The following is a 7,712-nucleotide window of genomic DNA, read 5'->3' as shown; positions in this document are numbered from 1 at the left end:
ATCCACAAACTGACTAATCAGACGAGCCTCATGCGTTGCAGGTAAGTCCCAAGCAATATTTAATTCCAAACTTAACTGATTTGTGTTATACTGTTTATACATTTTCATGCCTTTCTAGTTGTTTTGTCGTTATTATAATTATAAAGCATGAAATGGAAAACGAGCAACTCCTAATTGGAATTGCTCGTTTTTTTATATGTGAGCGGCTAGTTTTTGCCCAGCCTCCGTATGTTACAAATATTGTTTTGCTACTTCCAAATCACCGTCATAGGCGGCCTTTTCGCCATTGACAATCTGGTAGGCGTCAGCCCCCTTGCCTGCGATGATGACAGCATCCTTAGGAGAGTTTGTCAGGTTCATGGCTGTGCGAATGGCTTCTTCCCGGTCCAAGATAAAGTCGCTTGGACGGGTCATGTGGGCACGGATTTGTTCAGCGATAGCAGCTGGATCTTCACGGTTGGGGTCATCAGCTGTCAGGATCATTTCAACCTGCGGATAGTCATTGAGCAGAAGACCGAAGTCTTTGCGGCGACTTTCTCCCTTATTGCCAGGAGCCCCAAGGATTAGGATGACCTTGCCTGTCTGGTGCTCTAAGACGACATCAATCAGCTTCTTGACACTATCGCCGTTATGGGCGTAGTCCACGAATACCTTGGCACCGTTTTGCTGGGTCAGGACTTCCATGCGACCAGGGACATTGGTTTGGGCAATCCCTGTGTGAATATCTTCCAGACTTGCACCCAAACGAAGACAGGCCAGCCCTGCTGCGATGGCATTTTCTTGGTTGAAGCCACCGATGAGCTGGATGTCGTAATGGCCAGCCAATTTGCCAGTCGCTGTGAAGTCAAAACCTGCTGACTGACTAATCTGGTTTTCAGAAGTCGGTCCATAAAAGTCATGGTCTTTGGAGCTGACTTGGTCTTTCACCACCTCAAAATGGTCCATTCCAGCATTGACAATAACCGCTCTGCTATTGTCAATCAAAAGTCGCTTGTGATAGAAATAGTCCTCAAAAGTCGGGTGCTCAATGGGGCCAATGTGGTCGGGGCTGATGTTGAGGAAGACGCCGACGTCAAAGGTCAGCCCGTAAACCCGCTTAACCAAGTAAGCCTGGCTGGACACCTCCATAATCAAGTGAGTCATGCCGTTCTTGACCGCCTCCGCCATCATGGCAAAGAGGTCCAGGCTTTCAGGCGTGGTCAAGGTGGACTTGAAGAAGGTTTTGCCGTCCAGCGTGGTGTTCATGGTCGAAAGCATGGCAGGTTTCTTGCTCTGTTTAAGGATGTTAAAAGCAAAATAAGCCGCCGTTGTCTTACCTTTGGTGCCGGTGAAAGCCAGGAGTTTGAGCTGTTTCTGGGGATGACCATGAAAATCCATGGCAATCAGGCTCATAGCCTGCTTGATGTCGTGGACGATGATAGCAGGAATGCCGACCTCATAGTCGATTTCAGACACGTAAAAAGCCAGCCCAGCCTCGATAGCCTTTTCCAGAAATTCCTTTTTAAAGGCCAAACCCTTAGCGAAAAAGAGGGTCGTTGGGCTAACTGTCCGGCTGTCATAGCTGAGAGCATCAAACTGGACATCCATCCAAGTGCTATCAGTCTGGTCATTCTGTTTGATATGGCGGAAGTTGTCATCCGCTTTTAAGATGTCTACTACACGTTCAATTTTAATCATGTTTCTATTGTAAACCTATCTAGTGGTTTTTACAAGTCGGGACCTTGTATCGTCATTTAGTTTTTCTTTTATTACTTCGACGAATGAAGAAACTTTGTTTCCTTATTTCCAACTTCAAACACTCCACTGGAGTGTTTGAACTCGCCTTGCCTGATTGAAACAGTCTGGGGGACTGTTTCAAGTCAATGCCTAGAAACAAGAAAGCATTGAGTTATGCCTGCGGCTTCTGACGCAAACTTTGTTCGCTTTATTTCCAACCTCCAACTTTCTCCCAGATAGTTGGAGCGAGTACTAAAAGTAAACTAAAAGACTATAAATACAGGCTTTTTGATTGTAAATTTGAATGTATATGACATTTCGTTCTGAAGCAAATTTGTGCTATAATAGGAGAGATTGAAAAAGGAGAAGTTTATGTTTTATTCTTATCTACGAACACTATTAACATTCTTGTTGTGGGCCATCAATGGCAATATTCACTATCATGATAGAGAGAAGATTTTGCCACAGGAGGAAAATTATATTCTTATCGCTCCGCACAAAACCTTCTGGGATCCAGTCTTTCTTGGCTACGCAGCTGCTCCTAAGCAGTTCATCTTTATGGCCAAAAAAGAACTCTTCAAGGACCGTGGTTTTGGCTGGTGGATTTCAAAATGTGGAGCCTTTCCGATTGACCGTGAAAATCCTGGTATGGCAGCCATCAAGTATCCAGTTAACATGTTGAAAAAAAGTGACCGTTCGCTGGTCATGTTTCCTTCAGGAAGTCGTCATTCATCTGAGCTCAAAGGTGGTGTGGCGGTCATTGCCAAGTCAGCCAAGGTCAAACTCATGCCAGCTACCTATGTGGGTCCTATGACTATCAAGGGGCTCTTAGCTGGTGAGCGAATCGATGTGGCTTTTGGAAATCCTATCGATGTTTCGGACATCAAGCGTATGGATGATGCAGGTACAGCAGAAGTAACTAGCCGAATCGAGGCTGAGTTCAAACGCTTAGATGACCATGTGGCATCCTTCCAAACCAAGAAAAAGCCAAATATCTTGACTTATATCTATCGTATCCCAGTTCTTTTGCTGGTTGCTCTTATCTTGGGATTGACCTATGCCTTTAGCTATATCGCCAGCTTCTTCTGGCAACCAAGTACTCAGTTGGATAAAAAATAAGTAAATGAAACTCGCAGCTTGCGGGTTTTTTGTATCTTTTACGCACTATATAGGTGGAGGTAATTTATGGATACGATTAAAACTTATATTGAAATGCTTAAAGAATACAAGTGGCAGATTGCTCTGCCAGCAGTTGCAGGTCTGCTTCTGACCACATTCTTAATATTCAGCCAACCAGCTAAGTCAGATCAAACAGGACTGACAGATTTTCCACAGTCCGAACAAACTTCTAGTAGCTCTGAGTTGGTCGAGGAAACCAGTACAGAAGCAAGCGAAGAGCCCAGCCAGCTAGTCGTTGATGTCAAAGGAGCGGTAGCAAAGCCAGGACTCTACACTTTAGCAGCTGATGCGCGTATCAATGATGCGGTGGATGCAGCTGGCGGCTTGACCAGTCAGGCAGACCCCAAGTCTATCAATCTGGCTCAGAAGCTCAGCGACGAAGCGGTGGTCTATGTGGCCAGCAAGGATGAAAATATCTCGGTGGTGGCCAGCACGACTGCCAGCTCTGCCATGTCCCAAGAAGAAAAAAACACCAGTCTGGTTAATCTGAATACGGCGACCGAGGCGGACCTGCAGACCATTTCGGGCATCGGTGCCAAGCGAGCGACAGACATTATCGCTTATCGTGAGGCAAACGGTGGCTTCAAGTCGGTGGACGACCTCAACAATGTATCGGGCATAGGCGACAAGACCATGGAAAGCATCCGGCCTTATGTCACGGTCGATTAAACTCCCCTGCCAGCCCATTCACCTGGCAATCTTGGTGGTGGCGGCCTACTTTGCAGTCCATTCTTTTTCCCTCTTGACAATGGGCCTGCTCAGTCTGTTACTAGTTGTCTTTGGTTTTCGGCAAGGTAAGGTAGTTTTCCTCAAAACGCTGCCGCTTCTAGTCCTGTGCGGTCTGTTTTTCGGATGCCAGAAGGTCCAATGGGAGCGGGCAGCCCAGTCAGCCCCAGAGCAAGTGACGACTGTGCAGGTCATTCCAGATACCATTGACATTAACGGGGACAGCCTGTCCTTTCGGGGGCGGGCTGACGGACAAACCTATCAGGTTTTCTACAAATTAGCCAGTCAGGAGGAGCAGGCTTATTTTCAAAAGTTGACAGAGCTGGTCCAGCTAGAAGTGGAAGCAGAGGTTAGCCTGCCAGCAGGTCAGCGGAATTTTAACGGCTTTGACTATCAGGCTTACCTGAAAACACAGGGTATCTATCGGACAGTCAAGCTAACGGCGATTAAGAAGATTGTTCCTATCCAGTCTTGGAATATTTTTGACTGGCTGTCAAGCTGGCGGAGGCAGGCCTTGGTCTATGTCAAAACCAATTTTCCAGCACCCATGAGTCACTACATGACAGGGCTCTTGTTTGGGGAGCTGGATAGTGAGTTTGACCAGATGAGTGACCTCTATTCCAGTCTAGGTATCATTCATCTCTTCGCCCTGTCTGGTATGCAGGTGGGCTTTTTCATCGACAAGTTTCGTTGGATTTTGCTGCGTTTGGGGTTGACCAAGGAAACCGTAGACAAGTTGCAGATTCCCTTTTCCCTTGTCTATGCTGGTTTGACAGGCTTTTCGGTGTCAGTGGTGCGGTCTTTGGTCCAGAACATTTTTGGTAATATGGGCTTGCGGAAGCTGGATAATTTTGCGGCGACGGTCTTTGTCTGCCTGCTGATGCTGCCCCGATTTCCACTGACAGCAGGAGGAGTGCTGACCTTTACCTATGCATTCTTGCTGACGGTCTTTGATTTTGAGGACTTGGGGCAGGTCAAAAAGGCTGCGGTGGAGAGTCTCAGTATTTCGCTGGGGATTTTGCCGGTGCTTATGACCTATTTCTATGCCTTTCAGCCCTTGTCCATTCTCCTGACATTCGTCTTTTCCTTTATCTTTGATGTCCTGCTTTTGCCAGGTTTGTCAGTTATTTTTCTCCTGTCACCTCTGGTCAAGATGACTTGGGTCAACGGATTTTTCATTTTTATGGAGAACATCATTATCTGGGTGGCGGATTTGGGATTACGACCTTGGATACTGGGCAAGCCGTCTGGTCTGGTCCTCTTGCTCTTGCTGGTCAGCATCTTCATGCTCTACGATTTCCACAGGAAGAAAAACTGGTTCCTAGGACTGAGCCTGGTCCTTGCTCTGCTATTTTTCATGACCAAACACCCGCTGGAAAACGAGGTGACAGTGGTGGACATCGGGCAGGGGGACAGCATCTTTTTGCGGGATATGCGGGGGCGGACGATTCTGATTGATGTGGGCGGACGGGTCGATTTTGCAGCCAAGGAAGCGTGGCAGGAGCGGTCTTCGCAGGCAAATGCAGAGCGGACCTTGATTCCCTATCTGCATAGTCGAGGCGTGGACAAGATTGATAGTTTGGTCCTGACCCATACCGATACGGATCATGTGGGCGATGTGCTGGAAGTGGCGAAGCAGGTCCAGATTGGACGGATTTACGTGGCGCCAGGAAGCCTGACGGTGCCTGACTTTGTAGCCACCTTGAAAGAAATCAATGTCCCTGTTCATGTGGTGAAAGTGGGCGACCGCTTGCCGATTTTTGACTCCTATCTGGAAGTCCTCTATCCAAATGTGACAGGCGACGGTGGCAATAATGACTCTGTTGTCCTTTACGGTCGCTTGTTGGAAACCAATTTCCTCTTTACAGGGGACTTGGAGCAAGGGGAGTTGGACTTGATAGAAACCTATCCCAACCTGCCTGTCGATGTCCTCAAGGCTGGTCACCATGGCTCCAAAGGGGCCTCCTATCCTGAATTTCTAGACCATATCGGAGTCAAGGTTGCCCTGGTATCAGCAGGAGAAAACAACCGCTATAAGCATCCTCACCAAGAAACCTTGGACCGCTTTGACAGTCGGAATATCCAAGTCTATCGTACCGACCAGCAAGGAGCCATTCGCTTCCGAGGCTGGAGGGAGTGGAGGATTGAAACGGTGAGGAGGTAAAATGATAAATCCTATGCACTTATGGTTCGATGGTTTCAAAGTTCACGTGCTCGCTGCCTTATCTGGCTATATTCTGTACTGTGTTACTACGCCAGCTTCTGTTAACGACTTCAAAGAGGTTGCTGCCTTATTGGAAAGATGCCAACAATCTGTGATTGTAGCAGTCTTACTCACTCCATTGTATTTCAAATAGTCTATATTTTGAATTTAAAAATTGATTTTCATTTCTTTTCATCAAATATTGAAATCGTTTTCGGATTTGTGGTATAATAAAGTACGATTTACCAAAGGAGGAAGTCCTATGTCTGTTAAAGATTTTATGACCCGTAAAGTTGTTTATATTTCACCAGATACAACCATTGCACACGCTGCAGATATTATGCGTGAACAGGATTTGCACCGTCTACCTGTTATTGAAAATGATAAGTTGGTTGGTTTGGTCACTGAGGGAACGATCGCAGAAGCTAGTCCATCGAAGGCAACTAGCCTATCTATTTACGAGATGAACTACCTTTTGAATAAGACTAAGGTCAAGGATGTGATGATTAAGAATGTTATCACAGTCTCAGGTTATGCTAGTCTTGAAGATGCTGCCTATCTCATGTATAAAAACAAAGTGGGGATTCTTCCAGTTGTTGACAACGGTCAACTATATGGTGTCATTACTGATCGTGATATTTTTGCAGCTTTTCTTCATGTCTCAGGTTATGGAGAAGAAGGAGTACGCGCTCGGTTCCTTGTTGAAAATAAGGCAGGGGAGTTAGAAAAAATTATTCGATTGGTGGCAGATAAGGATTATAATATTGTATCTACTGTACAACTTGCTACCAAGTCTGGAAAAGTTGTCATCGAAGTGCAGATTGACGGAAAAGTTGATGTTGAAGAAGTTCGAACTCTTTTCGAGGGTGCAGGTATCCAAGTGGATAGCTTGGTTCCGACTGTTGCTAAAAATATTTAAAAACCGAGATTTCTCGGTTTTTTTCTTTAGCTATCATTCTAGTATTTTAGGGGAATGTGATATAATAAAGTATATCACGTATGAGGAGGCTCTATGGGGCACAAATATAAAAAGTATAAGAAATATGGTAAAAATAATTCAGGACTTGCGGCCCAATGTCATTAAGTTAAGCATTTAAGCAGCTAAAGAAACTATTCCCGTCTGAACAGTTCATGACAAAACGGGAATAGTTTTTGTATTTAGGGCGCACAAAAAGGAGGTTTTTTAACCCTATTTTTCAACTATTATGTTACTCTATAAGTGAAGCTTACAGGTACCTTGCTTTTTATCTTTCTTTGGAACGTTCGATTGGGTCGAATAATGGATAAATGCTTAGCAATGTAGGTTTCTAATTGGAAGGAAGTGAGTTCAGCTCTAAGAAATTTTCGACAGGCATAAACAGCGTCTGAAAAACAAATTTTATAAGCCTGTTTTAACTTTGATGTTTTAATGGTAACGTGTGAGGTTAGCCATTTACAAACATTAAAGTTGATAAAGCGAGCGTAGATTTCTTGGAGAATTCCTTCCTTCTTTTTCGCGTGAAAATGAGTCAGACCGATGCTGTATTTTAGGTCACGAAAACTGGTCTCTATGCCCCATCTGTAGGCATAGAGATCTTTTAATTTTTCTGGAGAATAATCGGTGTTTGTCACCAAAGTTTCAAAGAAACCAGGCTTGATTTCGAGACGCACTATTCGGAAATGCAGCTCATAAAAGCTGGTCGGGGTGCTTTTTCGACTAGAACATGGCAGAAAGTCAAAGGAGGCATTATTAGGTAAAAAATGATACTGATTAGGGAAGTACCGATACAGGTGTTTCATCTCATTGGTTTGTTTGCGACAGATGTTTAGGTCAAATGCCTCATCAAAACAAGAGGTGTCAGGGAGATTAAATCCTGACTTCATAGAATGATTCCCGTCACGAATACGG

The 7,712-nt window shown here is 45.1% G+C and carries 7 protein-coding genes; 5 read left to right on the top strand and 2 right to left on the bottom strand.

The features are described from left to right. Nucleotides 1–231: 231 nt before the first annotated feature. Entirely contained in the window at nucleotides 232–1,677 is a 1,446-nt protein-coding gene (locus K5Q29_RS10395; RefSeq protein WP_105139216.1) for a UDP-N-acetylmuramoyl-L-alanyl-D-glutamate--L-lysine ligase, read from the bottom strand. Between the two features lie 411 nt (nucleotides 1,678–2,088). Here K5Q29_RS10395 and K5Q29_RS10390 point away from each other — a divergent pair, with 411 nt between their 5' ends. The 5 genes from K5Q29_RS10390 (at nucleotide 2,089) to K5Q29_RS10370 (ending at nucleotide 6,743) form a co-directional block, all read left to right on the top strand. Further along, a complete protein-coding gene (locus K5Q29_RS10390; protein ID WP_105139215.1) occupies nucleotides 2,089–2,835 on the top strand; it encodes a 1-acyl-sn-glycerol-3-phosphate acyltransferase in 747 nt (248 codons plus the stop codon). Between the two features lie 66 nt (nucleotides 2,836–2,901). Then, nucleotides 2,902–3,564 carry a helix-hairpin-helix domain-containing protein gene (locus K5Q29_RS10385; protein WP_105139214.1) on the top strand — a complete coding sequence of 221 codons (663 nt, stop codon included), beginning with the start codon at nucleotides 2,902–2,904 and terminating at the stop codon, nucleotides 3,562–3,564. After that, nucleotides 3,548–5,785 (top strand): DNA internalization-related competence protein ComEC/Rec2, encoded by a 2,238-nt coding sequence (locus K5Q29_RS10380; RefSeq protein WP_105139213.1) that lies wholly within the window; start codon nucleotides 3,548–3,550, stop codon nucleotides 5,783–5,785. The genes K5Q29_RS10385 and K5Q29_RS10380 overlap by 17 nt, the downstream gene beginning before the upstream one ends. 1 nt (nucleotide 5,786) lies before the next feature. Then, nucleotides 5,787–5,978 carry a transposase gene (locus K5Q29_RS10375; protein ID WP_172699645.1) on the top strand — a complete coding sequence of 64 codons (192 nt, stop codon included), beginning with the start codon at nucleotides 5,787–5,789 and terminating at the stop codon, nucleotides 5,976–5,978. A 108-nt stretch (nucleotides 5,979–6,086) separates the two neighbouring features. Continuing rightward, a complete protein-coding gene (locus K5Q29_RS10370) occupies nucleotides 6,087–6,743 on the top strand; it encodes a CBS domain-containing protein (RefSeq protein ID WP_002935353.1) in 657 nt (218 codons plus the stop codon). A 284-nt stretch (nucleotides 6,744–7,027) separates the two neighbouring features. On the opposite strand, the gene K5Q29_RS10365 is transcribed toward K5Q29_RS10370, so the two are convergent. After that, nucleotides 7,028–7,712: transposase (locus tag K5Q29_RS10365; RefSeq protein WP_221877128.1), on the bottom strand; the 685-nt coding region annotated here is incomplete at its 5' end.

Origin of the sequence: Streptococcus sp. 2018037 (assembly GCF_019754195.1) — a bacterium.
GTDB lineage: Bacteria > Bacillota > Bacilli > Lactobacillales > Streptococcaceae > Streptococcus > Streptococcus hashimotonensis.
This window is presented reverse-complemented; position numbering and strand designations above follow the sequence as displayed.

Coding starts and splice junctions, on each gene's coding strand:
- K5Q29_RS10395 (WP_105139216.1), bottom strand. CDS start 1,677: ATGATTAAAATTGAACGTGTAGTAGACATCTTAAAAGCGGATGACAAC.
- K5Q29_RS10390 (WP_105139215.1), top strand. CDS start 2,089: ATGTTTTATTCTTATCTACGAACACTATTAACATTCTTGTTGTGGGCC.
- K5Q29_RS10385 (WP_105139214.1), top strand. CDS start 2,902: ATGGATACGATTAAAACTTATATTGAAATGCTTAAAGAATACAAGTGG.
- K5Q29_RS10380 (WP_105139213.1), top strand. CDS start 3,548: ATGTCACGGTCGATTAAACTCCCCTGCCAGCCCATTCACCTGGCAATC.
- K5Q29_RS10375 (WP_172699645.1), top strand. CDS start 5,787: ATGATAAATCCTATGCACTTATGGTTCGATGGTTTCAAAGTTCACGTG.
- K5Q29_RS10370 (WP_002935353.1), top strand. CDS start 6,087: ATGTCTGTTAAAGATTTTATGACCCGTAAAGTTGTTTATATTTCACCA.